Consider the following 25,102-nt stretch of genomic DNA (forward strand, 5'->3'; position numbering starts at 1 on the left):
GGACATGTCGAAGCTGGAGGAGATGGACGAGCTGAGGGGAAAGGCGGAGGGCTAGAAGAGGACGGGGCCGAGGACGGCTAAATCAATTTGCGAAAGAATCTTGACGGTACCTCGCTTTACCTGCAAGGGCAGCTAAAATAGCCCCGTCCCAAATTGACTGCTCATATAGTCAGCCCCGTTTTATGCGTGGTCGCGCCAGCTGCGGACACGCTGCTTCATGCCATCTATGTCGAGCACGCCTTCGGCAAAGCCCTTACGCACGAGCTCTTCGGGAACGAACTCATCGTAACGATCAAAGTAAGGCACCTCGCCGGGATAGACGAGCTCGATGGGATCGAAGTCCTTCTCGGCCTCGGCGGCGAGTACCTCAAAGAACGTCTCTTCGTCGGCCTTCATCTTAAACTGCATAAAGTACGGGCGCGACGGGTCGAGTCCGCGAAGGCCCAGCTCCGCGGCACATTTAATCTTGAGCATGCGCTCGAGCGCCAAAAAGGCATAGCTGCCCAGCCAGGGGAAGAGCACCCAGGTGTCGCCGCCCAGGTTAATGAGTGGCCTAGTGCCCGCACCCGAAATCTCGGCCGTATGGCGAGCCTGCGCCAGACGGGCTCGCGCGTTGCCCATAAGATACGGATACGCGGCATGTTCGTTGAGCGCTTTACGCATGCGCTCGAGTACATGCGTGTTGATGTCGCCGGGGCAGTCGCCAAAGTAAGCCGGTACACGGCCCTTGACCTGCGTGGCAAAGACGGTATGGCGCTTCCAGTCCACTTCCTCGACAATCCAGCAGTGCCCGGCGATGGCGATGCGTTCACCGGGCGGTGGGGGATTGACGATCGTGCCCAGTTCGGACGACTCGCTGCGGACGGTGAACTCCTCGTTTTCCTGGAACACGGCGTAGAACTTAAAATTGTTGATGATGCGCTCGCCAGCGAGGCCCACGATGAGTCCTCCGCCCTCGGTGACCTGGATATGGTCGATCTTAATGAGGTGACGCAGCAGCACGCGATAGTCATCGGCTGAGACGCGGTGGAAATAACTGAGCGTGAGCACGCGCTGGGCAAGTTCTGCCGGCGTGAGCTCTCCGGTGCTGGCAAGCGTCGACATAGTCTGGTGATAGAGCAGACTGTAGGGGAGTCGATCGAGCTCGGGCGGCTCGACCCACTTTTCCTCGCGATAGAGTTGTACGAGTGCGATGCCCTGCAGGAGCTTCCACGGAATGGTTTCGGGCATCATCGTGCGCGGCTCGGGCTCTTCCTCGCGCATGACAAACCACATCTCGGGCGGAAGGTCGCGGCGTCCCGTGCGGCCCATTCGCTGCAAAAAGGAACTGACGGTAAATGGCGCATCGATCTGAAACGCACGCTCCAGACGGCCGATATCGATGCCAAGCTCAAGCGTAGAGGTGGTGACGGTCGTCTGTGCCTGCTCCTCATCGCGCATGAGCTCTTCTGCCGTCTCGCGCAACGATGCCGAAAGATTGCCGTGATGGATGAGGAAACGGTCAGGCTCGTGTCGGCTCTCACAGTAGCTGCGCAGCATGGAACATACGGCCTCTGCCTCCTCGCGCGAGTTGGCAAAGACCAGACACTTGCGCCCGCGGGTGTGTTCGAAGATATAGCCCATGCCGGGATCGGCGTTGTCGGGTGCGGTGTCGGTGGGGTTGAGGAGCGCTTGCTCGGCGGCCCGGGGGATGTCGACTTCGCCCTCGGGGGCCGAAGAAGTGCAGCGGTTCCCGGAGGTAGCCTTACCCTGTGCTCGCTCACGACGTTGACGGCGCTCCTCCTGTGTGGGCTGTCCGCTGTGGCTCATGCCTTGGGTGTCGGCCGGCAGCGCCGTGGGTGCCGCTGCCTCAATGCGCTCGGAGACAAGCACTTCGGCCTCTTGAGGACCCATGCTCTCGAATCCCCGCTGCTGTGCCTGGGGACCCGAGTTGTAGAAGTGCTCCATGGAGATGCGCCACACGCGGCGCGGTTCCTCAAAACGGGGGATAACGCAGTCACGTCCCGTTCCCTGTGAGAGAAAAGCGCCCGTGCGCTCGGGGTCGCCGATGGTGGCCGAAAGGCCAATGCGTCGAGGCTGCACGCCGGCCATGCGCGAGAGTCGCTCGATAAGGCAGAGCGTCTGCCCGCCACGGTCGCCGCGCATGAGCGAGTGGACCTCGTCGATGACCACATAGCGCAGGTCGCAAAACATGCGCGGGATCGCCATGTGCTTATGGATCAGGAGCGCCTCGAGTGACTCGGGCGTAATCTGCAAGATGCCGCTCGGCTTTTTGATGAGCTTAGCCTTGTGCGACTGCGAGACATCGCCATGCCAGTGCCAGACAGGGATATCGGCCTCTTCGCAGAGGTCGTTAAGGCGGACGAACTGATCATTGATGAGCGCCTTGAGGGGGCCGATGTAGAGGGCGCCCACGCTCGCGGGCGGCCTCTCCCAAAACTCGGTCAGGATGGGAAAGAAGGCCGCCTCGGTTTTGCCGGAAGCCGTGGATGCCGTCAGGAGCACATTGTCTTGTGTGTTAAAGATGGCATCTGCCGCCGCAACCTGAATGGAGCGGAGACTCTCCCAATCGTGGGAGTAGATGAAGTCTTGGATAAACGGGGCGTAGCGGTCAAAGGCGTTCACGGGGCCTCCTTTCAAAAGCGAATCTCTCAACGCGGCGGGCAATGGCTTGCTGCATGACTGCTTCAATGTTTGCCCAGATAAAACCTGCCAAAATAAACCTGTCCCTTTTTGGCAGGTTAGATGGCGAATTCGGCGAAGTTGCGGTCGGCGCCTGCGGTGCCGGTGTCGTCTGTTGCGGCTGCTGGCGCGTCACCGCCGACGCTTTGCAGCAGCTCGGCCACGTTGGCGTCGGGGTTTTGGCATAGGATGTCGAGCAGCTCGATAAAGTCACGAATGACTTCGCGCGGCGTCAGATGCGTGTCGGCTCCCACGCGACCGAACTCAATCTTGAGGAAGTCCACCAGGTCGCTCTCGGTAAGCGTGGGCGTCCAGCCAAAGTAGCCGGCGTGAATTTGCATGAGTTTTTCGATCAGCACCAGCAACTCTTCGTAGGTGAGTGGCTGCAGACGGATGATGGGCGCGAGCATGTCCTTAAGGTCCTCGCGTGCAAAGCGGCCCTGAGCGAGTCGGCTACGCAGGGCCTCGTAGGAGAACACGCCGCGGCGGCGGTCTTCGATGGAGGTTGGCGTGCCGCCCATGATCATGCCCAGGTACTGCGCCTTGCCCTGGAGCGTGTCGTTGTACATGGTCAGGATCTTCTCGTAGTTGTATTGGCGCGTGATCGCGTTGGGAATCTTATACAGATTCACGAGTTCGTCGATGAGCACCAGCATGCCCTTGTAGCCGCTGCAGACCAAAAAGCGCGCAATGAGTTTAACGTAGTCGTACCAGTCGTCATCGCTGATGATGGTTGAGGAACCCAGTTCGGCGCGAGCCTCGCTCTTGGTGCGGTATTCGCCGCGGATCCATTTGGTTATGCGGCTCATGGCCTCTTCATCGCCCTCGGATACGGCCGTGCGGTAGCGGCGGAGCATGCGGGCGAAGTCGAAGCCGTGGACCATCTCCTCGAGCGGGGCCAGTTGGGCATTGACGACCGACTCGTCGACGTCGGCACACGAGGCGACCCAGCGATCCAGAATAAGGTTGAGCGCACCGCCCTCGGGGCGCGTCTTGGTCGATATGTTGCGGATGAGCTCACGGTAGGTGGCAAGGCCCTGCCCCTGACCGCCCTGCAGGCGGCGCTCGGGCGACAGGTCGGCATCGGCGACGACGAACCCCTCGCCCATGGCGTGCGTGCGGATGGTCTGGAGCAAAAAGCTCTTGCCTGCGCCGTAGCGACCGACCAGAAACCGGAAGCTCGCGCCACCGTCGGCAATGAGACTCAAATCGGTGAGCAGGGCGCGGATCTCGACCTCGCGCCCTACGGTGATATAGGGAAGGCCGATGCGCGGGACCACACCGCCCTTGAGTGAGTTGAGAATGACGGCAGCGACGCGCTTGGGCACGCGGGGTGCTGCGGATGCGGTATCACTCATGGTCTAGGTATCCTCTCACGTCTGCTTCGTAATCCTCGATAATTTGCGGTCCTGCCGCGCCGAACTCGATAACGGTGTCTCCCACCAGGTCAAAGAGCGTCTCGTTGATGCTGTCGACGAGCATATCCTCGCTCTGGCCCGACCTCTCCACTGCCGATGTCGCTTGCGCTGTGTTTTGCTCGAGGAGCGCGCGAAGAAAGGCATCTTCGGCGGGCGCGAGTTTGTTCGTAGCTTCGGCAGACGCGGGCGTTACGGGTGCGGGCGCAGACACGAGGAGCGGTGCCATGACGCCAAACTCTTCGGCGGAGACAGTCGGCTCGTCGGGTTCGTCTTGCTGTATGGTCATCTCGCCAGGTTCGGCAGTCATGCCGGGCGCAGACTCGCGGCCCAGCTGCTCGATAAGCGTTGCCTCGGCTTCCACGGGCATGCCGTCCTCGCGCTCCTCATCAATCAAAAGCGCTTCACGCGTTTGCGCGGCGGCGCTCCGAATGTGCCCCAGCTGGCTCAAATCGATATCGATCTTGACGGGCTGGTGTGCGGCATCCCACGAAAGCCATGCCACGATCTCGTCATCGATGATTTTTGCCAGATATTTGGGGACCTTCTCCTCCTTCAGGGGGTGGGCGGGGGCTAGGGCCAGGCGCAGACGTTGGTCGCAGGCGCGCATCATCTCACCAAGCTTGCTGCTCTTTTGCCTACTGCCGTGAATTCGCATACATTCCCAAAAACCGTTTTGGCAGCGGTAGATATGGATGGGGTCAAGACGGTATTCGCAGTCCTCGTGGCGCTCGGGCGCAAAGAACACGGCCGAGGCAAACATGGTATAGGGCATGGCCGTCTCCTCCCCAAACAAGCTCGCCACGATACCGGTCTTTCGATGCGTGTCATAGTAGCGCGCCATGCGTACGTACACGGCACATGCCACGTGGCGTAGGTCGCGATGGTGGCTGCGATCGAGTCTAGAGTTATCGAGGTTATACGTGGAGAGGGCGTTGATGGCGGCCATGAGTCGCTCCTCGCCCGCCTCGTCGGGCGGGAGGGGGAGCGTAGGCTCGGAGGTCTTGCGACGCGCAGGCGCCAGGTCCGGCGGCGTCGGTGCAGGTGCAAGGTCTCGAGCCGCGCGCCGCAGCTCGATAAGGGCGTTATCGAACATGACGGTTTTAGAGTCGCGAAGCAGTTTGGGGTCGAGCCCGTGGAAAACGGCGTAATCTTGCAACCACACGCGTGCAAACCGGTCGATGCCGGGCTCGAAGGCACGATAGGCATTCCAAAAGGCCTTGATCTTGCTAAAGCCATCGAGTGGGTCATCTACGCCAATGCCGCAGATCAGCTCATAGAGATACAGGAAGGCAAAGGATGTAGACGTTTCCTCGACAGTTCCGCGGCGCACTTGGGCACGCCAGGTAAAGTAGCCGCGCAACTGTCGATCGCTCATGGCATTGTAGGTGGGAAAGTACGACTTAAAGGTGCCGTTGTAGGGACAATCGTCCTCGAAGTCGGCCATCAGCAGGCCTTGGCGGTAAAAGAGCTCCGCCTCCGATAGCCAACGTCCCGCGCCGCCTTTGGGATCATCTTGCCAGCGCGATATCTCGCGCATCTTGCGGTACTGGTCGGGGAGGAAGTTCTGCATCTGTCGACCGGTCTTGAGAATCGGCTCGTCAGCATAGATTTCGTTTGAGAAGTGGGCGGACTGATGGGTCCGGGCCTCGGCCATAATGCGCTCGATGAGCATCTTGACGTCCTGGTCGGCCACCGCTTCTCCTCTCCTAACGCAGCTTCGGTGACCTCATATCATAGCACAGCATCAAACAGGTGTTCGAGAAACCGCTACGTAGATAGATTTAGAACAAGAGGGCGTAGATGACCGCCACGACGACGGAGGGGAGCATGTTGGCCGTGCGGAAGGTCTGAGGTCGAATAAGGTTAACCCCAACACAGAAGATGAGCATAGAGCCCACAAGCGAAAGGCCGTCGAGGGCTGCGGTGGTCATGATGGGGGAGAGCGCGCCGGCAAAAAGCGTGATCGTGCCCTGGAATGCGGCAACGGGCAGGGCCGAGAAGATGCAGCCGCGGCCAAGCGAGGCCGTCATGGTGCAGACGATGATGCAGTCCAGCGCGCCCTTCAGGGCAAGCGTGGACCAGTCGCCGAGCAGACCGTCCTGAATCGATCCTACGATGGCCATGGCACCGATACACACGGTGAGCGATGCCGAGACAAAGGCGTTGGTGAACTCGTTGTCGCCTTCGCTGCCGGTTTTGCGCTTGAGCCATTCGCCGAGGTTCTCGATGGCGGCCTCCAGGTTGATGGCCTCGCCGATGAGCGAACCGAGGGCAAATGAGACGATAAGCATGGTGGTGCCGGTGGTCGCCAACGCCTCTCCATCGATAACGAGCATCTTTTGCATGGTGCCGCCCAGGCCGATAAACAGAACACACAACCCCGACGCCTTCATGAGTGTGTCTTGGATGCGAGGCGTAATGAAGCGCCCGCCCATAAGGCCAAGCAGACCGCCCGCGATCAAAAGCGCGACGTTGATGATCGTTCCTAAACCCGGCATAAACCCTCCTGTAATTGATGCCAACGCGGCAATCGTAGCAGAACGGGGAGGGGCGCTCAGTATCCGAGCCAAGCGGCAGTTAGCGATCTAGGACAGGATGGGGCTAAAGTCGAAGCGCAGCGTCATGAGGTGCTGTGGGGATTCGATGGCTGCGGCAATGATGTCGGCATCTCGTGCGCGATCGAACCCTTCAAGTTCCATTTGATAGGGGACGTCTTCTTGGATACCGATGCGACGAGGAACCAAAAGCTTGGTTCCGTCGAATTCTTCGGTTCGCGTTCCGTCTGCTGCAACGGAATAAAGGTGTAACTTGGCGGTCGTTGTGGCATCAAGTGCCGAGATAGCTTGGATATCGTTCGATGCGCTCTTTGCTCCCACTGCTGTAAGTGCCGTAGGCGCGACGACTTCGCCCGAAGGCAAAAAGACGAGCTCGACGGTGTTGGGGAATGCGATGAGGATATTTTTGCGGCGGGGCGCATTGGCAGCGACTGGCTCAATGCTTGCAGCATCGACGGTTTCCGTGTGGTCGAGCGCGACCATCATGCAACAGTTGCCTTCGTCGACACCTGGGGGAGCGGCAAAGTCCAGGCTCTCTTTCGGTTGGGAATCGCCTAGTTCGGTGGCGCTGCCGCTTGGCTTCTCGAGAGGAACCGCAGCGTTGTCTTCTGATGATGCATCGTCAACATGTGCCGGTGCGTCTGCGACCTCGTCTTTGGGGGATTTGTCATTATCGCTCGATATAGGAGCGGCAATCTCGACGGACCCCACTCCGTGCCACGTCATTTGGAGCAGCGCCGGATCGGCGAGAATGCGCTGCACGCCCGGCTCCTGGGCATCGATATTGATGGGGGCGGGTTCTGATCCGCGCGTGAGGTTAAGCGAGCCCTTCTGCCTGGTGCTTTGAGCCTTTTGGTCGTCCGCGTCGCCAGCGTAGAACAGCAAAGGCGCATCTCCCGTTGCGATGGCTTCGGTGTCCGCCTTGGTCAGTCGCAGCGACGCCGTAAAGGAGATGATGGGCTGCGCGCCATCGACATTCGAGGGAACGCAGCCCAGGCATACACCCCCTTCTTCTTCATGGGCCGCGCTGTCGAAGACGACCTTTGCCCCGTTCGCCGAGTCATCGACCGAGGCAATATCGATGCGCAGCTCTAAGTCGCATGGGTCGCCATCGGCGTCGACTGCAGCCGATTTCCATGTGCAGATGGCGCAACCTGTCTGGGGGCCGTTCTCCTTGTCCGGTCGATTGATATCCACGACTATCGAGTCGACCGCATTGCGGTGAAGGCATCCCGAGGTTCGGACCGTGGCATGTGCGAGCGAAAAACGTTGGCAGGCGATGATACCCGACGAATTCGACGCGGGGTTCAGAGCTTGCGGTAAGGAGCTTGCCGTGGCGGGCGTCGCCCAAGCGGCGAGAGGCGTACCGCTCGCCAGTGCGCTGCAGAGCGCGGCAACGGGCAAAAGGTTTTTGGGTGCCATGGTTCTCCTATCTATTCCGCGTACTCCGGTCGTGCTTGGCTATTGGTTGCGTTTGATGTGCAGGCCAAGGCACGTCAGTCCTGCTCCCACCGTGGCGACGCCTACCGCAATGAGTTGCCGGGTGTCGCTCGTCTGGACGAGCGGCTCGTGACAGCTGCCGCGATTAAGGCCCGAAAGATCGACGGTCACTTCTGTGGCTGCCTGCGCTTGCTCTTGTTGAGCAAAGGCCATTGCGGGTGCGGACGCCAAGATGCTGACGATGGCGGCCAGTGCAATCGCCTTAGGACGTGGCGTGCGCACCGGGCTCGACCGTCCAGGTGATGCTTGCCACTTGATCTCCCGTACCGGTGGCGTGGTAGATGTCACGCGTGACGCGGGCGACGTGGCCACTCACATTGAGCCTAATTTTGTCCGTTCCGTCGGCAATGTCCTTGTACTTCATGTCGAAGCTTGCGTCTTTGGAAAGATCGAGGCCCGTAGTCTGAGTCGCCGAGCTGGCATCCTGTTCTGCCTCATCGGGGCCAACCTTAAAATCGATGGAGTTCTGGGCCGAGCCCGTCTTTGCGTCTGCAACGATTGTCCAGTCGTTCTTGGCCGTGACCTTCATGTTGGTGACGTGGATGCCATATGCCGAGAGGTTGTCGATGGTAATCGTCTCGTCGGAGGGTCCTACAAGCGTTCCGTCGGCTTTGGCGGCAAAGGGGATGACCGTTGGCGCCTTAAACGAAACATTGCTAATGTCGGCCTTCACCGTCACATCGGTGGTTCCAACGCGCACCTCTGCCATGGCCGCCGTTGGCGCGGCGCCCATCGCAAGTGCGAGCGTAAGCCCTGCGCCCACGGCGAGTGCCCTGGCTCCGCTCAGGTTCATGGGTGTGTTCATAATCGATCCTTTCTGCTCGTCACGGACTGTTTCCGTGATGGTTGGACGAATGGGGACAGGGTGCTGCCCCTGCGAGCGCGTCGGCCACTAGCCTTTTGCCTGTGCCACCCGCACTTTGACGCGCGTCGGATTGCCGTGGGTGTCGTAGGTCTTGGCATCGAGTGCCTGAATTTCGATATATGCCTCGCCTTCTTGGATATCGCCGGCGGGGCAGGTCTCAACCGTCTTGCCGGCTTCGACCACACCGGACTCATAGATGGTCTCGTCGTTTTGAATCACGCGGAAGCGCTGGGGAAACTTGTTGTCTTGGACGTTTTGCACGTTGACGCGCAACTTGCCGCCTTCCTGCAACTGTGCGACCGGCGCGACCGAGATCGTCATCATGTTGTCGCGGACGATGGCGTCGAGCTCATCCTGGATTTCTTGGCGCGATTTACCTTCTGCCGTCGTGACTGAGGCGCCCGCTTCGGGCACGGGCTGCGACTGCCAGGCGTATAGCCCTACGGCGATGAGGGCGCAGACGACAGCCAGGCAGACAACGACGAGTTTCTTGCGACGCCCCAGTCCTGCAAGGCGGGGCGGCTTCTTCGCACTCATGCGGCGTCCTTGGTGGTGTAGACACGTGCGAACGTGGACGGGTCCGCTCCAAAGAGCATGTGAAGCATCAGGCGGCGAGAGTAGATGAGCTCGTCGAAGTCGTGAGGGAGCTCGATGTTGTGGATACGCGCGATGTGGTGGGCGAGCGCCGAGAACGACTCGGGGTCGCAGATTACATCGGTGGTGACGTGGTAGACCTCCGTACCTGGAAATGCATCTTCGTCGAAAGGCAAGAGATAGGGGTCGTCATCGACTTCGATGGCGAAACCGTATTGGGGCCAGTAATATGCCATGGAAACCTCCCTGCTCTGGGGCCAAAACTCCTATTGGTTTGGCTGTCGATACCGACCGTATCAGCCGCAACTTGCCCAATAACTAACCAATTGCTTGACGAGCCGATATCCCCGCAGGTAAAAGCATGTGAAAAAAATCTCAACTATTTTTGACTGATAAATGCACATGTTGTGGCTGCGCGGCAACGTGTGGCAAAAGCGTCGCTTGTCTCGAAAATTCCACCGTTCGCCGAATTGCGCGAACGTTAAAAACGTCAATTATGGAGACGGTCTCGAACATGTCGGTGAAACGATGCGGTAACATTTCCCTGCAAACACTGTAGTTAGCTAAAGGGGGAGTTCGCGTGTCTGCAACCATCAAACCCTTCACCGACGAGTTCGAAGAGTATGGTCGCGATGAGTCTCGCACATCGGGCGAGGCCTCGAGCATCTCGTTTCCGACAACGGAGGACGAGGTCCGCGCCATTATGGAAAAGCTCCATGCCGAGCGTGTCCCGGTGACGGTTCAGGGCGCCCGGACCGGTCTTGCCGCCGGCGCCGTGCCTCATGGCGGTCACATTCTCAATACTTCCCGCATGAATCGCTACCTAGGCATTCGCCGCGATGAGCAGGGCCGCTTTCTTTTGCGCGTGGCGCCCGGCGTCGTGCTGTCTGAGCTGCGTAAGCAACTGGGCAAGAAAGTGCTGCCGACTGCCGGCTGGGACCAGGCATCGCTTGAGGCCTACGAGGAGTTCCAGGAAGCTCCCGAGCAATTCTTTCCTACCGATCCCACCGAGGCATCTGCCTGCCTGGGCGGTATGGCGGCATGCAACGCTTCCGGCGCCCGTAGCTACGCTTACGGCCCCATGCGCCCTCACGTCACGGGCCTTCATGTCGTGCTGACCGATGGCGACCTGCTCGAGCTTCACCGTGGCGAGGTTTTTGCACAGGGTCGTCGCCTCTCGCTCGTCACGGTGAAGGGCCGCACGCTCGAGCTCGACCTTCCCGACTACACCATGCCCAAGACCAAAAATGCTTCGGGCTATTTCGTTGCTGACGATATGGATGCCATCGATCTGTTTATCGGTGCGTGTGGCACGCTCGGCGTCATCACCGAGCTCGAGATTGCCCTGCAGGCGGCGCCCGCGGTCGTCTGGGGCGTGAGCTGCTTCTTTGACAGCGAAGACAAGGCCGTGTCCTTCACCGATTCTGTACGTCCCGTCCTGTCCCACGCGGCTGCCATCGAATATTTCGATGCGGGCGCCCTGGATATCCTGCGTCGTCAGCGCGAGCAGTCGACTGCGTTCGCCTCGCTGCCGGCGCTCGACAAAGACGCCAAGGTCTGTGTCTACGTGGAGCTCGACTGCGACGACGAAGCCCAGGCGACTGAGGAGCTGTATCACTTGGGGTGGGTACTGGAGCTTGCGGGCGGCAGCGACGATGCGACATGGGTCGCGCGCACCGAGGTCGATCGCGAGTGTCAGCGATTCTTCCGCCATGCGGTGCCCGAGAGCGTCAACATGCTCATCGACGAGCGTCGCCGCACAGACCCCACCATTACCAAGCTGGGGTCGGATATGTCGGTGCCCAACGCACACTTGGCCGATGTCATCGCCCTTTATCGCCGCACGTTGGCCGAAAGTGGGCTTGAATCTGCCGCCTGGGGGCACATCGGTAACAACCATCTGCATGTGAACATTCTGCCGCGCGATGCGCAGGATTACCGCCGCGGCGAAGAGCTCTTTGCCCAGTGGGCTTCCGAGGTCACGGCCATGGGCGGCGCCGTCTCCGCCGAACACGGCGTCGGCAAGATCAAGGCGGGCTTCTTGGAGACGATGTACGGTCACGAGGCCATGGTCGAGTCGGCGCGGCTCAAGCTCCAGCTCGATCCTGCCGGGCAGTTGGGCCGCGGTAACCTGTTTTCGGAGAAGCTCTTGGATGAGCTCGTCCAGAAAGGGGGCGCGTGAAGATGAGCGATTTCCATATGGTGGTGTGCGTCAAGGCGGTGCCGGGCAGCACCGAGGTCAAGATGGACCCCAAGACCAATACCATCGTGCGCGATGGCAAGCAGGCGGTCATTAATCCCTTTGACGCGAGCGCTTTGGAATGCGCGCTGGCGCTGAAGGACGACTTTATCGGCTTTGGCATGGACGTGCGCGTAACGGTGGCGTCGATGGGCATCCCCGCGACTGAATCGCTATTGCGCGACTGCATCGCCCGAGGCGCCGATGACGCACTGCTGCTAACCGATCGCGCCTTTGCAGGTGCCGATACCCTGGCAACCACCTATGCCCTCAAGTGCGGCATCGAGGCGCTCGACGAGGACTTCGACCTGCTCATCTGCGGCAAGATGGCGGTGGACGGCGATACGGCCCAGATTGGTCCCGAGCTTGCCGGTGCCTTCGAAATTCCCTGCGTGACCGACGTGAGCTGCGTGCAGAGTGCGGGCTTTACGACCTGTGGTTCACTGGCGCTTGTTCACGGCTGCGATGCCGGCGAGGAGACGGTCTATCTTGAGATGCCGTGCGCGATGACGACTGCCAAGGAGATTGGCCAACTGCGTATGCCGAGTATCGCCGGTATTCGTGCGGCCGAGGAGGCGGACGTGCGCGTGGTCAACGCTGCCGACGTGAACGCCGACCCCGCGCGCTGCGGTCTTGCCGGCTCGCCGACACAGGTCGTGCGATCGTTTGTGCCCGACCGCGACCAAACGTGCGAGGCCGTTGACGGAACGGCGTCCGAGCAGGCGGCGAAACTTGCCAAGATTATCGAGGGGATGGCATAGATGAGCGGACTGATTATCGATGGCGAAGCCTGTATCGGCTGTGGTCGCTGCGTTCGCGCCTGTGCCTCGGGCGGCATCGTAGTGGAAGGCGAGCGGCCCAACCGTTGCGCCCGCGTAACCGACGGCTGCATCCTATGCGGCGGGTGCGTCGACGCTTGCCCCGTCAATGCCATTTCGATCGAGCGCGACGAGGCCGCCGGCGCGGTTGACCTCGATGCATATCGAGACATTTGGGTATTCGCGCAGACCGACGAGCACGATACGGTGGCTCCCGTTGCCTTCGAGCTCATGGGCAAGGGCCGCGAGCTTGCGGATACACGCGGCTGTCGCCTGGTGGCGCTGGTCGGCATGGGCCCCGAGGGTTCTCTCGGTGACCTCGAGCATCTGGTTTGCGCCGGTGCAGACGAGGTCCTGATCTGTCGCGACGAGCGTCTGCGCCAGAACGATGTGGAGGTCTACGCTCGCCTCATCTGCGATTTGGTGGCAGAGCGCAAGCCCGAGGCCATTCTGTACGGAGCGACCGCCTTTGGCCGCGAACTGGCACCCGGCGTTGCCGTGCGTTTGCAGACGGGCCTTACGGCTGACTGCACCGTGCTTTCGATGGATACGGAGACGGGGCTGCTGCAACAGACGCGTCCGGCGTTTGGCGGCAACCTGATGGCCACCATCGTCTGCCCCAATCATCGTCCCCAGATGGCAACGGTGCGCCCCGGCATCTTTAAGGCGCCCGACTTTGACTACGGCCGCTCCGGCACGATCACCCAGATAGCACTTGCGGATGATGCTAAGGCTCGTGTCGAGATCTCGATTCCCGCCGAGGAGTGGGGACAGCAGGCTTCAATCGCCGATGCCGAGCGCCTGGTCGTGGTAGGTCGCGGCATTGGTTCCAAGAAAAACCTGCCGCTGATGCGAAGGCTCGCCGAGGCTCTGGGAGCCGAGCTTGGCTGCACGCGACCCGTCGTGGAGGCCGGCTGGTTGGAGTATCGCCATCAGATTGGCCAGACGGGCGTATCGGTTTCGCCCAAGATGCTTGTGAGTATCGGTGTTTCGGGCGCCATCCAGCATCTTGCCGGCATCGGTGGGGCGGAATGCATTATCGCCATCAACGAGGACCCGGATGCCCCCATCTTTGGTGCTGCCCAGTACAAGGTTGTCGGTGATGCCGTCGAGGTCGTCGAGGAGCTGCTAGCCCAGCTTGAGCGCTAGGCGCGCGCCAGCCAGTCGCGCATCTCTTCCCTAAGACGGCTCCAGGTTGCCTGTGTGGCGGGGTCGGTAAAGGGCTGCGTAATACCAAAGGGCGCGTCGAGCAGGCGGTAGATATCGCCCTGCTCGCGCGCCAGCGCGCGGCTCGCCGGATAGACGAGCTCAAACATAAAGCAGATGAGTCCTACCAGGTAGTCCGCGGGCTCGTCGCGTTCATCACGTGCGACGCAGCGGTGCTCGTCAAAGGCGGCCAACGTCGGCGCCGAGAAGTGGCTGGCGAGAAATGCGTTCTCATCCACCTTGAGGATGGTGTCGACGGTGCTGTCGGCGATGGTGCGCATAATGTCGATTTTGTCGCCATCGCGCACGATATCGCAGAAGCACCGTGTACGCTCGTCGAGTTGTGCCGGCAGGCGAAAGTCACTGTGATAGGCGATGCTCGCGCGGATGAGCTCGTCTTCTGCCGGGCTGTCGATAAAGTCGCGGATACTTGTTGCCGCGGGCGCGTCTGCAGGGTTTTTGCCAAAGAGGACCTCGAGGCCCAACTTCGCATGGCTCATGCTCTCGGCATCCTTAAACGTGTCCCAGCGTCGCAGCTGCTCAAAGCGGCCCATATCGTGCAACAGCCCACAAAGCCACGCCAGGTCAATGTCCTGCGGTGCCCAGTCCTGTTTGCGTGCCACGGCATCGCATGCCTCGGCAACGTGGTACGTATGCTCGATTTTGAGCGCGATACGCGGATTGGCGGCATCGTAGGCATCGGTGTAGGTCCTGAAGGCCGCGATTGCCCCCGTTCGATCGATAGCTGTCATAACGACTTCCTAAAAAGCTGTGTCTTTCTGTGTCTTTCGATCCGGTGGCAATTGTAGGTGAACTCGGTTGCCGCCGGGCGATGATTCTGCCATGTCGTCGACTGCGGCTCGGAAAGCTTGTCGGGACGAGGAACGCTATGGTGCTCAAAATCGTTAAAACCGTCTGGCCGGTGATGCTTACCAATGTTGCGATAGGTGCGCCGTTGTCGATGTCCCCACCGCTATTGCGGGTTTTGTCTGCACATCGCTCTTTATTTGCCTGCTCTTTTCGCAGCGGCTGTCGGCGTCGTTGCGGTGGCAATCAAGACAAAGTCGATGTTGTGGTGCTGCGTCTCGGGTATCGGGCTCTATATCGTTTTGAGCCTCGTATAGGAGTGGGGTGCGTTTACCGTCCGGGCCCAACGAATCGGATTTCTCACCGAGCCGGTCTGCTTCTTCTGGTACCATGGTCAAACTTTACTGTAGCAAAGCATGACGTGGGCTTTTGTTCTGCGTCGGCGGAAATGGGGGTTTCATGGCACAGGAAGCGATCGCCAACGAGCAAAAGAAATTCAAAGTACCGCGCATTCCGGGTGACATCATGATCTACCCGATGATCGTCGGCCTTTTGCTCAATACCTTCTGCCCGCAGGTCTTCGAGATCGGCGGCTTCTTTACTGCCGCCTGCCGCGGCGGTTCCAATACCATCGTCGCCGCGATCCTGTTGTTCGTGGGTGCCGGCATCAGCTTTAAGTCCACGCCGGGTGCCATCAAGACCGGCATCGTCGTACTGATTCCTAAGCTTGTGGTGGCAGCCGTGCTGGGCTTGAGCGTTGCGTATTTCTTTAACGACAACTTTTTGGGCCTGAGCTCGGTTTCCATCATCGGCGGCATAACGTTTTGCAACATGGCGCTCTACACGGGCATCATGGGCGAGTTTGGCGACGAGTCCGAGCAGGGCGCCGTGGGCATCCTGTTCTTCACGGCGGGCCCTGCGGTTACCATGATCATTCTTGGTGTCTCTGGTCTTGCCAACATTCCCGTTGGCACCATCATCGGTTCCATCCTGCCGCTCGTGATTGGCATGGTTTTGGGCAACCTCTTCCCGTTCATCAAGAACCTGCTGGTTCCCGGCACCAATCCTGCGATCGCCGTCATCGGATTTCAGCTCGGTGCGTCTATGAGCCTGTCGAGCTTTATCACCGGCGGCATTTCCGGCATCTTGCTGGGCCTTGTCACGTTGTTTGTCGTCGGTCCCATCACCTTTGCGTTCGAGCGCCTGTGCGGCGGTAACGGCAAAGCCGCCGTGGCTTGTTCCACCATCGCCGGCACGGCTATGACCACGCCGGTTGCTCTTGCCGAGGTCGCGCCGCGCTATGCCGATCTTGCGCCCACCGCATACGCTCAGATCGCCACCGCCGTCATCATCACGGCAATCATGGCTCCGATTCTGACCGGTTGGGTCGATAAGAAGTTCTACCAGGGCAAGGAAGACCTGTCGCCCGCCGGTGTCGAGGCCATCGAGGAAGCCGTCGCGGCCGACATCGATGGCGAGTAGCCATCGGCGCCTATCAATGATGCTGGCGTGCAACTCGCGCCGTGAGAGCGCCCGGGCGCTCTGGTATTATTCCCTTATTCCCCTCTGGATTGGGGGAGTTATGGTGATGCGTGCGGCTCGGAGAAGCGCTGTCGGTTTGATGATGGGGAGATGGGCCTGGTGGTTAAGGCGCTCAAGATTGAGATATTCCTGCTAAGCATGATTGTTCTTATCGGGCTTGCCGTGCGGAGTCGTCGCTCCTTGTTCTCGAGCACCCAGCAGCTATTGTTTAGCATGCTTGGCTACACCTCTGCCGCGTACATATTATTCGATATGATCTGGGTGCTATTGGATGGTGTGGACGGCACGTTGGGCATTGCTGTCAACTGGATTTCCAACGCGGTTTCGTTTTCGCTCTTTGCCATCGTGTGTCTCATTTGGTTTATCTATTCCGAGACGGTGCAGGGTTCTCGCCTTTTGGCCTCGCGCTATAGGGTGGTGCTTGTAGCGTCGCCTACGGTTCTGGTGGTCGTGCTGGCGTTTACCAGTTACTGGACGCACGCCCTGTTCTATATCGATTCGCAGGGCGTGTATAGTCGCGGCTCTGCTTATATGATCCAGCCCATTGTCAGCTACTGTTACGTTATACATACGTCCCTACATGCGTTTGTGCAATCTCGCAGGGTCGAGAGCCTGCAGACGAAGACCATCTATCGAACCTTGGCATTTTTCGCCATTCCGGCCCTGGTGGGCGGTACCTTTCAGGTTGTATACTCGTTGCCCGGCCTTTGTGTCGGCATAATGATTAGCATATTGCTGCTCTACATTGTCTTCCAGGAGCAGCTCATCTCGACCGACCCGTTGACTGGCCTCAACAATCGCAACCGTTTTGAGACCTATATACTGTCGCTCTTCTCAAATGTGGATCAGGCCGAAGACGTGTATCTGCTTGTGATGGACGCCGACGGCTTTAAGCAGATTAACGACCGCTATGGACATGTGGAGGGCGACCATGCTCTTCAGGTCATATCCGCTGCGCTCAAAGAAGTCTGCTCGGCGTCTGGTAGCTTTATCGCGCGTTATGGCGGCGATGAGTTCGTGGTGCTTCAAAAGGCGATAGCGGAGCAGGATATCTTGCATCTGTGCGCGGCAATCAACGACGAGCTCGCGCGCGCCGAGGTTCCGTATCCGTTGCGGATGTCCATCGGCTACGCACGGGTTGGTGATGGCGTCGATACCTGGCAAGACTTGCTCCGTGCTGCCGACGCGGAGCTCTACCGCGTAAAGCGCGAGAAGAAGAAAGCCGGCGTCCAGATACGCTAAAAAAGGGGCGCACGACCGTTGCGATGGTCGTGCGCCCCTTCTGCGCTTTCGGGGACTAGTATCGGCTGTCGAAGATGCGCCTCGTCTTTTTCTCGGAGCGGGGTAGCTCACCAGGCGCGGCGTGGCATCGCCATGGTTTTCGATGGGGTTAAACGCGTCTGCGGCCTTGCCGCTGGAGTAGGCGTCTGCAATCTGCGGCAGGCGCTCGTTAACCTCGCCATGGGCGGCAAACGAACGGCGCGGGAAGATAACCCATTTGGGATCCTTCTCAAAGGTGCCAGCGGGATGTGCGACGGTATGCTCGGGTACCTCCAAATAGGTTGAGGCGTGACATACGCGGGTGGTGGGGCGCACGATAACGGGCGTATGGTAGCGCTCCGAGATTTCAAATGCCTCTTGCATCATCGCGTAACCCTGCTCCAGATTTTGCGGATCGAGCACGGGGATCTTCGCAAATGCGGCAAAGCGGCGCGTATCCTGCTCGGTTTGAGAGGAGATGGGGCCGGGATCATCGGCAACAAACAGCACCAGACCGCCCTTGATGCCCACGTAGTTGAGGCTCATGAGCGGGTCGGAGGCAACGTTTAGTCCAACTTGTTTGCAGGTAAAAAGGCAGCGCGCTCCTGCATACGATGCACCTGCCAGCACCTCGAGCGCGGCTTTTTCGTTGGTCGACCACTCGACGTGGACACCCTCGGCACTACCTTGGGCCTTGAGTTTGGCAACTGTCTCGACAAGTTCCGTCGACGGCGTGCCCGGGTAGCCGGCGACCACGCGAACGCCCGCCGCAAGCGCGGCATACGCAAAGGCCTGGTTTCCCATAACCAGTTTCTTATGCATCTGCATCCCCTCGATGTCGCCGGCGCGTTACGGCAAGACGGCGTTTGCCGCCGCGACTCGGTACGAAATCAACGAGATACAGTGTGCTCCATTAAGCTAAAGTGAGAGCTGCCCTTTTCAAAACGGGGTGGTTTGTTAGGCCTTTTTAGGTTTGTTGACAATGATGATGCCACTGCAGACCAAGAGCAGGGCCACAATTACGGTAACAGGGCTCGTGCCAGCGCCCTCTCCGAGCAACAACGCGCTCAACAGCACGCCAAAGACCGGGTTCATAAAGCCAAAGACCGAAACGCGGCTAACGGGGTTGACGGCGAGTAGGCGGGACCACAGCGAGTACGCGACGGCGGAAATGAGCGCCATATAAATGATGAGCGCGATGGCGGGGGCGATTTCGGTGGGGAATAGCGCGCCGCCCATCAAAAACCCGATGGCGGTAAGGACCAAACCGCCGACCAAAAACTGCCAGCCGGCGAGCAAGACGCCGTCATGCTCGCGCGAGAAGATGCCAATGAGGCAGGTCGACAGGGCGCCCGCAATAGTGGAAGCCAAGATAAATCCCTCGCCGTCGAGTGTAAAGCCAAAGGTGCCGTCCGCACCCGAAAGGTTGACGAATGCGACGCCGGCAAAGCCCAGTACGCAGCCGAGCACCTTGGTCGCATCGAGCTTTTCGGTGCGAAACGCCAGAGCGGCAAAGAGGATGGCGAGGAAGTTGGCGCTGGCCTCGATGATGGAACTCGACATGGCGCTGGCGCGCGAGAGTCCCAGGTAGAAAAAGAAGTACTGCCCGATAGTCTGGAAGAGCGACAGGATGCAGATGGGCTTAATGTCGCGAGCCTGTGGAACGAGTGGGCAGCGCTGGGCCGCGCTCATCCCAACGATAACCAGGGCGCCGGCAAGCGTGAAGCGCAAGCCCGCAAAGAGCAGCTGCGAGGCGCTATCGTGCGCGGGGATGCCAAAGAGCTCATAGCCGATCTTGATGCAGGGGAAAGCCGACCCCCAGAGTGCGCAGCAGACGAGGCAGCCCAGGATGAGTCCGGGCAGGGTGGCGAGATACGGCTTGCGGCTTTCCATGATGTCCTTCCTGTATGCGCGAAGTAAAAAAGAACCCGCCACCGGGTGTGCCGGTGGCGGGTGTTGTTACCCGAGGGGATTGTACCCGATGGGAACGTATTTAAGCGAAGTAGGCTACGCCGCTCTCAAAGATCGGCATGAACTTATCGCCGGGGACATGCTCGGGCACGTTGCGGTACAGGTTGTCGCCGCGACGCTCGGCATGGCCCATCTTGCCCAGGACGCGGCCGTCGGGGCTCGTGATGCCCTCGATGGCGAGTGCGGAGCCGTTGGGGTTGACGGAGAGATCCATGCTGGGCTTGCCATCCTCGCCCACGTACTGCGTGGCGACCTGGCCGTTGGCGATCAGCTGGGCGAGCACTTCATCGTTGGCGACAAAGCGGCCCTCGCCGTGGCTGATGGCGACGGTGTAGGGGTCGTCCAGACTGCACTGCGACAGCCACGGGGACAGGTTGGACGAGATGCGGGTGCGCACCAGACGGCTCTGATGGCGACCGATGGTGTTGAACGTCAGCGTGGGCGCATCGGGCGTGGCGTCGACGATGTCGCCGTAGGGCACCAGGCCGAGCTTGATCAGGGCCTGGAAGCCGTTGCAGATGCCCAGCATCAGGCCGTCGCGGGCCTTGAGCAGGTCGCGGACTGCCTCGGTGACCTCGGGAGCGCGGAAGAACGCCGTGATGAACTTGGCGGAGCCGTCGGGCTCGTCGCCGCCCGAGAAGCCGCCGGGAATCATGACGATCTGGCTTGCACGGATGCGGCGGGCGAGCTCGTGGGTGCTCTCGGCGACGGCCTCGGGCGTGAGGTTGTTGATCACGAAGGTGTCGGCCTCGGCGCCGGCGGCGCGGAAGGCGCGGGCGCTATCGTACTCGCAGTTGTTGCCGGGGAACACAGGGATGATCACGCGCGGGCGGGCGATCTTGGCGCCGCCGTACACGTGGATATCCTTGGCGCGGAAGTCGATGGCCTCGACCTCGGGGGTCTCGCCGGCGCTGCGGTAGGCGAAGACGCCCTCGATACCGCTCTCCCAGGCCTCCTGGAGCTCGGCGAGCTCGATGACTTCGGAGCCGGTGTCGATGACATAGCCCTCGACGGTGGTACCCAGGGGCTCGACGACAACGCCGTCGGCGACCTCGGGCAGCTCGGCGTCCTCGGCGAGCTCGACGATAAAGCTGCCGTAGAGCGGGGTGAAGAGGCTCTCCACGTCCACATCTTCGGCAAGCTCGATACCGATCTGGTTGCCGACGCACATCTTAAAGAGGCTCTCGGCGCCGCAGCCGTAGCCGGGCGTGGAGACGGCCAGGGCGTCGCCGGTAGCGGTGAGCGCCTCGACGGCGTCAAACGCGGCGAGCAGCTGCTGGGCATCGGGGCGGTAGTCCTCGCCATAGGTGGCGGGGGCGATGCGAACGACGCGGTGCGTGAGGCCCTTAAACTCGGGGGAGACGGCGCGGGCGGCACGGCCCACGGCGACAGCGAAGCTGATCAGGGTCGGCGGAACGTTGAGCTCGCCGGCCTCGTCCTCAAACGAGCCGCTCATGGAATCCTTGCCGCCGATGGCGCCGGCACCCAGGTCGACCTGGGCCATAAGGGCGCCCAGGACGGCTGCCATGGGCTTGCCCCAACGTTCGGGCTCGGTGCGCAGGCGCTCAAAGTACTCCTGGAAGGAGAGGTAGGCGCGCTTGTGCTCAAAGCCGGCGGCAACGAGCTTGGCGATGGACTCGACCACGGACAGGTAGGCGCCTGCAAACTGGTCGGCCTCCATCAGGTAGGGGTTGAAGCCCCATGCCATAGCGCTCGCCGTGGTGGTCTCGCCGTCCACGGGGAACTTGGCGACCATGGCAGAGCTCGGGGTGAGCTGCGTCTTGCCGCCAAAGGGCATGAGCACGGTAGCGGCACCGATGGTGGAGTCGAAGCGCTCGGAAAGGCCCTTGTTGGAGGCGACGTTGAGATCGGTGACAAGCGAGGTCATGCGCTCGGCAAGCGTGGTGCCGGCCCAGCTGGGTTGCCACACGCTACGGGCACACACGTGGGCGACCTGGTGCTTGGGTGCGCCGTTGGAGTTGAGGAACTCGCGGGACAGATCGACGATGGCGACGCCGTTCCAGGCCATACGCATGCGCGGCTCGGCGGTAACCTCGGCGATGACGGTCGCCTCCAGGTTCTCCTCGGCGGCATAACCCATGAACTCCTCGACGTCACCGTCGGCGACGGCGCAGGCCATGCGCTCCTGGGACTCGGAGATAGCGAGCTCGGTTCCGTCCAGGCCGTCGTACTTCTTGGTCACGGTGTCCAGGTCGACATACAGGCCGTCGGCAAGCTCGCCCACGGCGACCGAGACGCCGCCGGCGCCAAAGTCGTTGCAGCGCTTGATCAGGCGGCAGGCGTCGCCGCGGCGGAACAGACGCTGCAGCTTGCGCTCGACCGGGGCGTTGCCCTTCTGGACCTCGGCACCCGAGGTTTCGATGGAATCGGTGTTCTGGGTCTTGGAGGAGCCGGTGGCGCCGCCGATGCCGTCACGGCCGGTGCGGCCGCCCAGCAGGATGATCTTGTCGGTGGGGGCGGGGCACTCGCGACGCACGTGGTTTGCCGGGGTGGCGCCCACGACGGCGCCGACCTCCATGCGCTTGGCCACGTAGCCGGGGTGATAGAGTTCGTTGACCTGACCGGTGGCAAGGCCGATCTGGTTGCCGTAGCTGGAGTAGCCGGCGGCAGCGGTGGTCACGAGCTTGCGCTGCGGCAGCTTGCCCTCGAGCGTCTCGGAGACCGGGACGGTGGGGTCGCCGGCGCCGGTGACGCGCATGGCCTGGTACACATAGCTGCGGCCAGAGAGCGGGTCGCGGATGGCGCCGCCCACGCAGGTGGCGGCACCGCCGAAGGGCTCGATCTCGGTCGGGTGGTTGTGGGTCTCGTTCTTAAACAGGAACAGCCAGTCCTGGTCCTCGCCGTCGACATCGACCTTCACCTTGACGGTGCAGGCGTTGATCTCCTCGGACTCGTCGACATCGGTCATGACGCCGGTCTTCTTAAGGTACTTGGCACCGATGGTGCCCATGTCCATGAGGCAGACGGGCTTGGCGTCGCGACCGAGCTCGTGGCGCATCTCCATATAGCGGTCGAAGGCCTGCTGTACCACGGCGTCATCGATTGTCACGTCGTCCAGGACGGTGCCGAAGGTGGTGTGGCGGCAGTGGTCGGACCAATAGGTGTCGATCACGCGGATCTCGGTGATGGTGGGGTCGCGGTCCTCATCGCGGAAGTACTGCTGGCAGAAGGCGATGTCCGCCTCGTCCATGGCAAGGCCGCGCTCGGAGATAAAGGCGGCAAGGCCGGCCTCGTCGAGTTCGCGGAAGCCGTCGAGCACCTCGACGGGCTGGGGCTCGGGGGTCTCCATGTGCAGCGTCTCGGGTAGGTCGAGCGAGGCGATACGGGCCTCGACGGGATTCACCACGTAGTGCTTGATGGCCTCGATGGCGGCTTCGTCCAGAGCGCCCGAGATCATATAGACCTTGGCGGAGCGCACGGCGGGGCGCTCGCCCTGGCTGATGAGCTGCACGCACTCGCTGGCGGAGTCGGCGCGCTGGTCAAACTGGCCAGGCAGGAATTCGACGGCAAAGACGGCGCCATCGCTTGCGGGGAGTTCGTCGTAGGTCACATCGACCTGGGGCTCGCTAAAGACGGTCGGAACGCAGGAGCGGAAAAGCTCCTCGTCGATGCCCTCGACGTCGTAGCGGTTGATGATCCTCAGGGCCTCGATGCCCTTGATGCCGAGAATTTCGGTCAGCTCGCCCTTGAGCTGCTGAGCCTCGACGTCGAACCCGGGTTTCTTCTCCACGTAAATACGAGAGACCATTGGTTCCTGCCTTCCTGATCGGTTGGGCGTACGGTGCGGTATGCGGCAGCGGTCGGTTTGCGGGACAAGCCTCGCGGTCGCCTTGAGCCACATGTTTGTAAACGTCACTATGATACGACAGCTCATGGCGTATTGAGGACGGCGAGGGTGCTACAGTGAAGCGCAAACAAGAGAAAGGCATCACATGGCATTCGTTTCGCTCGCCATCATCGCGCTTGTGGCCTTCGCAAGCCCCTTTATCGCATCGGCGATTCCCGGAAAGCCCGTTCCCGAGACGGTTTTTTTGCTCGTGTTCGGCGCGGTGCTGGGGCCTCACATGCTCGGCGTCATCCATGTAGATGCCGAGGTATCGCTTGTGTCCGAGCTCGGTCTGGCCTTTTTGTTCCTGCTTGCCGGCTTTGAGATCGACCCCAAGAACATCACGGGCGTCGAGGGACGCTACGGCATGGCGACGTGGGTCGTCACGTTTGGCATTGCCTGGCTTGCCGTGCGCTTTACCCCGTGGTTCTCGGTCAGCCATTTCGACGGTATCGCCGTGACGCTGGCGCTTACTTCGACGGCGCTCGGCACGCTCGTGCCCATCATGCGTGAGCGTTCGCTGACCGGCACGCGTGTGGGTGACTCCATCCTTGCCTATGGCACGTGGGGAGAGCTCGGTCCCGTGCTCGCCATGTCGGTGCTGCTCTCCGCTCGTACTGGTATCCAGACGCTCGTGATCCTTGGCTTGTTTGCACTGGTCTGTGTGCTGTTGGCCGTGGTTCCGAGCCGCTCCAAGCGCGTCGGCAGCCGCTTCTTTGCGTTTGTCGAGGAGCGGGCCGACACGACGTCGCAGACGTTCGTGCGCCTGACGGTGCTCATTCTGGTCACACTCGTGGCATTTTCCGCCATCTTTGACCTCGACATCGTGTTGGGCTCTTTTGCCGCTGGCTTTGTCCTGCGCTATATCATCCCCGAGGGCAACCATACGCTCGAGACCAAGCTCGATGGCCTGGCCTATGGCTTTTTGATTCCGGTGTTCTTTACCGTGTCGGGCGCAAAGATTGACCTGACGGCCGTGGCGTCGCGCCCGGGTCTGCTCGTGGGCTTTATCGCGGCGTTGCTGATCATTCGCGCCGTGCCGATCCTTGTCTCTATGAGCATTTGTCCCGCGACACGTGACGTTTCGGCGTATGGCCGCATTACCGTGGCTCTGTACTGCACTACGGCCCTGCCGATCATCGTTGCCGTGACGAGTGTGGCCGTCAACGCAGGCGCTCTGTCGCAAGACGTCGCCTCGGTTATGGTAGCCGCCGGTGCCATCACGGTGTTCTTGATGCCGCTGCTCGCGCAGCTCTTCTATCGCGTGGTCGATGCCGCGCCGGCCACTGCCGTGGCAGAGGTCGCCGAGCACCCTGCCGACGCACTCGATATCCTGCGCGCTCACCACGACCTAGCGAGCCTGCTCGCGCGCGAACACGAATTGCTGACCTCGCATGGTCACGGTCGTTCGCTCGACGGCATACCTACCCTTGATTCCATTGCTGAACGCCTCTCGATCGAGGCAGCGAGCGGCCACATCGATGCCCGCATCGTGGACGCCGCTCATTTGCTGGCTGAGAAGACCTATGGCGACGAGATCGACCCGTCCAAGCTGACTCCGCGTGAGCGCCGCCGCCTGGAGCGCGCCAAGCTCGCCGTGCGCGAATACCGCCGCCGCATGCTGGAGCTCTACGCGCGCGATGAAGCCCAGGACGACGACGGCAAATAACGAGATGCTTCCCTAGGGGAAGCCGCGTCCCGCTTTAAAGACCCGAAACGGGACGCAGTTTCCGCATCGGCCCCCATCGGGAAGTCACATCCCAGAATGGACGCCCAGAGTGGGATGCGGTTTCCGCTT

At 61.0% G+C, this 25,102-nt stretch carries 17 protein-coding genes and 1 pseudogene; 6 read left to right on the forward strand and 12 right to left on the reverse strand.

The genetic code is table 11. The features are described from left to right. Window positions 1-180: 180 nt before the first annotated feature. From ACTM86_RS06915 to ACTM86_RS06950, 8 genes are all read right to left on the reverse strand, one after another. Window positions 181-2,625, reverse strand: coding sequence for a DEAD/DEAH box helicase (locus tag ACTM86_RS06915; RefSeq protein ID WP_441017289.1), 2,445 nt, complete (start codon window positions 2,623-2,625; stop codon window positions 181-183). 116 nt (window positions 2,626-2,741) lie between these two features. Beyond that, window positions 2,742-4,040: an ATP-binding protein gene (locus ACTM86_RS06920; RefSeq protein WP_441017292.1), complete on the reverse strand. Its 1,299-nt coding sequence runs from the start codon at window positions 4,038-4,040 to the stop codon at window positions 2,742-2,744. Further along, entirely contained in the window at window positions 4,033-5,793 is a 1,761-nt protein-coding gene (locus ACTM86_RS06925) for a TerB N-terminal domain-containing protein (RefSeq protein WP_441017295.1), read from the reverse strand. Before ACTM86_RS06925 ends, ACTM86_RS06920 begins: the two co-directional genes overlap by 8 nt. A gap of 88 nt (window positions 5,794-5,881) precedes the next feature. Beyond that, window positions 5,882-6,598: a DUF554 domain-containing protein gene (locus tag ACTM86_RS06930; protein WP_441017297.1), complete on the reverse strand. Its 717-nt coding sequence runs from the start codon at window positions 6,596-6,598 to the stop codon at window positions 5,882-5,884. A gap of 87 nt (window positions 6,599-6,685) precedes the next feature. Further along, window positions 6,686-8,077 carry a hypothetical protein gene (locus ACTM86_RS06935; RefSeq protein ID WP_441017300.1) on the reverse strand — a complete coding sequence of 464 codons (1,392 nt, stop codon included), beginning with the start codon at window positions 8,075-8,077 and terminating at the stop codon, window positions 6,686-6,688. Window positions 8,078-8,357: 280 nt separating this feature from the next. After that, window positions 8,358-8,960: a hypothetical protein gene (locus ACTM86_RS06940; RefSeq protein WP_441017306.1), complete on the reverse strand. Its 603-nt coding sequence runs from the start codon at window positions 8,958-8,960 to the stop codon at window positions 8,358-8,360. 87 nt (window positions 8,961-9,047) lie between these two features. Next, window positions 9,048-9,557, reverse strand: coding sequence for a hypothetical protein (locus tag ACTM86_RS06945; protein ID WP_427728267.1), 510 nt, complete (start codon window positions 9,555-9,557; stop codon window positions 9,048-9,050). After that, complete coding sequence (locus tag ACTM86_RS06950; protein WP_154517147.1) at window positions 9,554-9,850, reverse strand: hypothetical protein; 297 nt, start codon at window positions 9,848-9,850, stop codon at window positions 9,554-9,556. The genes ACTM86_RS06945 and ACTM86_RS06950 overlap by 4 nt, the downstream gene beginning before the upstream one ends. 344 nt (window positions 9,851-10,194) lie before the next feature. Here ACTM86_RS06950 and ACTM86_RS06955 point away from each other — a divergent pair, with 344 nt between their 5' ends. Genes ACTM86_RS06955 through ACTM86_RS06965 form a run of 3 tightly spaced genes read left to right on the forward strand, consistent with a single transcriptional unit; the run spans window position 10,195 to window position 13,820 of the window. Next, complete coding sequence (locus tag ACTM86_RS06955) at window positions 10,195-11,796, forward strand: FAD-binding oxidoreductase (protein WP_441017309.1); 1,602 nt, start codon at window positions 10,195-10,197, stop codon at window positions 11,794-11,796. 2 nt (window positions 11,797-11,798) lie between these two features. Continuing rightward, complete coding sequence (locus tag ACTM86_RS06960) at window positions 11,799-12,614, forward strand: electron transfer flavoprotein subunit beta/FixA family protein (protein ID WP_441017312.1); 816 nt, start codon at window positions 11,799-11,801, stop codon at window positions 12,612-12,614. Next, complete coding sequence (locus ACTM86_RS06965; protein WP_441017315.1) at window positions 12,615-13,820, forward strand: FAD-binding protein; 1,206 nt, start codon at window positions 12,615-12,617, stop codon at window positions 13,818-13,820. Here ACTM86_RS06965 and ACTM86_RS06970 read toward each other — a convergent pair. Next, on the reverse strand, window positions 13,817-14,629 hold the full coding sequence (locus tag ACTM86_RS06970) for an HD domain-containing protein (protein ID WP_441017318.1): 813 nt from the start codon (window positions 14,627-14,629) through the stop codon (window positions 13,817-13,819). The genes ACTM86_RS06965 and ACTM86_RS06970 overlap by 4 nt on opposite strands. 514 nt (window positions 14,630-15,143) lie before the next feature. On the opposite strand from ACTM86_RS06970, the gene ACTM86_RS06975 reads away from it, so the two are divergent. Then, the gene (locus ACTM86_RS06975; protein ID WP_441017321.1) at window positions 15,144-16,166 is read left to right on the forward strand and encodes a 2-keto-3-deoxygluconate permease; all 1,023 of its coding nucleotides are present in this window, start codon (window positions 15,144-15,146) and stop codon (window positions 16,164-16,166) included. Between the two features lie 780 nt (window positions 16,167-16,946). Next, complete coding sequence (locus tag ACTM86_RS06980; protein ID WP_441017329.1) at window positions 16,947-17,468, forward strand: GGDEF domain-containing protein; 522 nt, start codon at window positions 16,947-16,949, stop codon at window positions 17,466-17,468. Between the two features lie 306 nt (window positions 17,469-17,774). On the opposite strand, the pseudogene ACTM86_RS06985 reads toward ACTM86_RS06980, so the two are convergent. From ACTM86_RS06985 to ACTM86_RS06995, 3 genes and pseudogenes are all read right to left on the reverse strand, one after another. Beyond that, window positions 17,775-18,314 (reverse strand): annotated as a pseudogene (locus ACTM86_RS06985) (hypothetical protein); the annotation flags it as partial. Window positions 18,315-18,443: 129 nt separating this feature from the next. Continuing rightward, window positions 18,444-19,379, reverse strand: coding sequence for a DMT family transporter (locus ACTM86_RS06990; protein ID WP_427728283.1), 936 nt, complete (start codon window positions 19,377-19,379; stop codon window positions 18,444-18,446). A gap of 100 nt (window positions 19,380-19,479) precedes the next feature. After that, entirely contained in the window at window positions 19,480-23,226 is a 3,747-nt protein-coding gene (locus ACTM86_RS06995) for a phosphoribosylformylglycinamidine synthase (RefSeq protein ID WP_441017323.1), read from the reverse strand. 184 nt (window positions 23,227-23,410) lie between these two features. Between ACTM86_RS06995 and ACTM86_RS07000 the strand changes: the two genes are divergently transcribed. Beyond that, complete coding sequence (locus ACTM86_RS07000; protein ID WP_441017326.1) at window positions 23,411-24,973, forward strand: cation:proton antiporter domain-containing protein; 1,563 nt, start codon at window positions 23,411-23,413, stop codon at window positions 24,971-24,973. The last annotated feature ends 129 nt before the right edge of the window (window positions 24,974-25,102 follow it).

The sequence above is a fragment of the Collinsella sp. HCP3S3_E11 genome (assembly GCF_052067375.1).
GTDB lineage: Bacteria > Actinomycetota > Coriobacteriia > Coriobacteriales > Coriobacteriaceae > Collinsella.

Coding starts and splice junctions, on each gene's coding strand:
- ACTM86_RS06960 (WP_441017312.1), top strand. CDS start 11,799: ATGAGCGATTTCCATATGGTGGTGTGCGTCAAGGCGGTGCCGGGCAGC.
- ACTM86_RS06930 (WP_441017297.1), bottom strand. CDS start 6,598: ATGCCGGGTTTAGGAACGATCATCAACGTCGCGCTTTTGATCGCGGGC.
- ACTM86_RS07000 (WP_441017326.1), top strand. CDS start 23,411: ATGGCATTCGTTTCGCTCGCCATCATCGCGCTTGTGGCCTTCGCAAGC.
- ACTM86_RS06975 (WP_441017321.1), top strand. CDS start 15,144: ATGGCACAGGAAGCGATCGCCAACGAGCAAAAGAAATTCAAAGTACCG.
- ACTM86_RS06950 (WP_154517147.1), bottom strand. CDS start 9,850: ATGGCATATTACTGGCCCCAATACGGTTTCGCCATCGAAGTCGATGAC.
- ACTM86_RS06990 (WP_427728283.1), bottom strand. CDS start 19,379: ATGGAAAGCCGCAAGCCGTATCTCGCCACCCTGCCCGGACTCATCCTG.
- ACTM86_RS06995 (WP_441017323.1), bottom strand. CDS start 23,226: ATGGTCTCTCGTATTTACGTGGAGAAGAAACCCGGGTTCGACGTCGAG.
- ACTM86_RS06935 (WP_441017300.1), bottom strand. CDS start 8,077: ATGGCACCCAAAAACCTTTTGCCCGTTGCCGCGCTCTGCAGCGCACTG.
- ACTM86_RS06980 (WP_441017329.1), top strand. CDS start 16,947: ATGATTAGCATATTGCTGCTCTACATTGTCTTCCAGGAGCAGCTCATC.
- ACTM86_RS06965 (WP_441017315.1), top strand. CDS start 12,615: ATGAGCGGACTGATTATCGATGGCGAAGCCTGTATCGGCTGTGGTCGC.
- ACTM86_RS06970 (WP_441017318.1), bottom strand. CDS start 14,629: ATGACAGCTATCGATCGAACGGGGGCAATCGCGGCCTTCAGGACCTAC.
- ACTM86_RS06940 (WP_441017306.1), bottom strand. CDS start 8,960: ATGAACACACCCATGAACCTGAGCGGAGCCAGGGCACTCGCCGTGGGC.
- ACTM86_RS06945 (WP_427728267.1), bottom strand. CDS start 9,557: ATGAGTGCGAAGAAGCCGCCCCGCCTTGCAGGACTGGGGCGTCGCAAG.
- ACTM86_RS06920 (WP_441017292.1), bottom strand. CDS start 4,040: ATGAGTGATACCGCATCCGCAGCACCCCGCGTGCCCAAGCGCGTCGCT.